The 1,408-nt window shown below is 63.4% G+C and carries 2 protein-coding genes; one reads left to right on the plus strand and one right to left on the minus strand.

The features are described from left to right. On the plus strand, positions 1 to 762 hold a 762-nt coding region (locus FXB38_RS42365; RefSeq protein ID WP_430640227.1), incomplete at its 5' end, for a tyrosine-type recombinase/integrase. Between the two features lie 129 nt (positions 763 to 891). Here the strand turns inward: FXB38_RS42365 and tnpA are convergent. Beyond that, on the minus strand, positions 892 to 1,323 hold the full coding sequence (gene tnpA, locus FXB38_RS42370) for an IS66-like element accessory protein TnpA (protein ID WP_148756751.1): 432 nt from the start codon (positions 1,321 to 1,323) through the stop codon (positions 892 to 894). Positions 1,324 to 1,408: the final 85 nt, after the last annotated feature.

A 1,408-nucleotide genomic window follows, 5' to 3' on the forward strand; every position in this document is an offset into this window, starting at 1 on the left:
AACCCGCAATGCTCGGCTCGCTGCGATAAACTCGTTCTTCCGTTATCCAGCCTCGACCAATCACGTCGGATCCATGCGATCCCGATGAAGAAGACCGATCAGGCGCTCGTCGGCTATCTCACCCGTGACGAGCTGCAGGCTCTGTTAGACGCGCCAGACGCGAGCACCCCGTCCGGCATCCGTGATCGAGCCATGCTGCATCTGGCCTTCGCCGCAGGCATGCGCGTGTCGGAGCTGGTCGGTCTCCGGCTCGATCAGATCGACCGCCAGACCATGTCCAGCGTGCACATCATGGGCAAGGGCCGACGTGAACGTGTCTTGCCGCTCTGGAAGGAGACGGCCGCAGCTGTGAAGGCTTGGCTTAAAGCGCGCCCAGTCAGCGGCGCTCCTGAGTTGTTCTGCAACGCCCGTGCACAGGCGATGACCCGCTCAGGCTTTGAATACATCCTGAGCAAGCATGTCGCCACCGCCGCTCGCAGAGCACCGTCGATCGCCGGCAAAGGCGTCAGTCCGCACGTGCTGCGCCATACCTGCGCCATGCATACGCTTCAGGCGACCCGGGACGTCCGGAAAGTCTCGCTATGGCTCGGACACGCCAGCCTGCAAAGCACTGAGGTCTACCTTCGCGCCGATCCGACGGAGAAGCTCGAAGCGCTCGCCGCCATGACGCCGCCGATGCTGTCGCCCGGCCGCTTCCGGGCGCCCGACAAGCTCCTGGCCATGCTGAGCGCGGCCGGACGCAAGCGGAATTATGCGGAGTGAGACATACGAGAAAACCGCGGCGGGCAGCAACTTCCCGCCGCGCACTCAGCATAATCGTGGGCTCCACATAATTGCGGAAGTCGACCGGCTTGGTTGCTACCATCACTCGGACAGTTCCAGACGGGCCGATCACCGGCTTGCCTTCAGCGCATGGACAATGGCCGCAATCAGCGCCGTGTCCGCGCCTCGGCCGACCCGGATCGTGACGCCTTTGGCTTCGATCTCGATGCCCCCGACATCCGGCTTGGTCTTGCGTCGCCCTGTCTTGCGCTCATGGCCAAAAGCCGCGGCCGGTACCATGGCCTCTACCACCGCCGGTACAAACGGCGGATCGTCAGCCATCGACGTCGCCAACCGGCGTGCTTGCCGGCGCCAGGTGAACACTTGTTGTGGGGCAAGCCCGTGTCGCCGGGCAACATCGGAAACGACGGCGCCTGGTACCAGCGTCTCCTCGACGATCCGCGCCTTGTCGTCCTTGGAGAACCAACGACGGCGTCCCGTCTCCGTGATCACTTCCAGCCGGCGCGCTGTCGCGTCCGACTTAAGCGTATGGTCAAGCATAGACACAAGCCGATCCCTTCAAAGAGATCGTGAAACTCACCTATCCAATGCGCCGCGAGAAGGTGGGAGCAGAACGACGCTTACC

Origin of the sequence: Bradyrhizobium cytisi (assembly GCF_008123515.1) — a bacterium.
GTDB classification, from domain to species: Bacteria; Pseudomonadota; Alphaproteobacteria; order Rhizobiales; family Xanthobacteraceae; genus Bradyrhizobium; species Bradyrhizobium cytisi.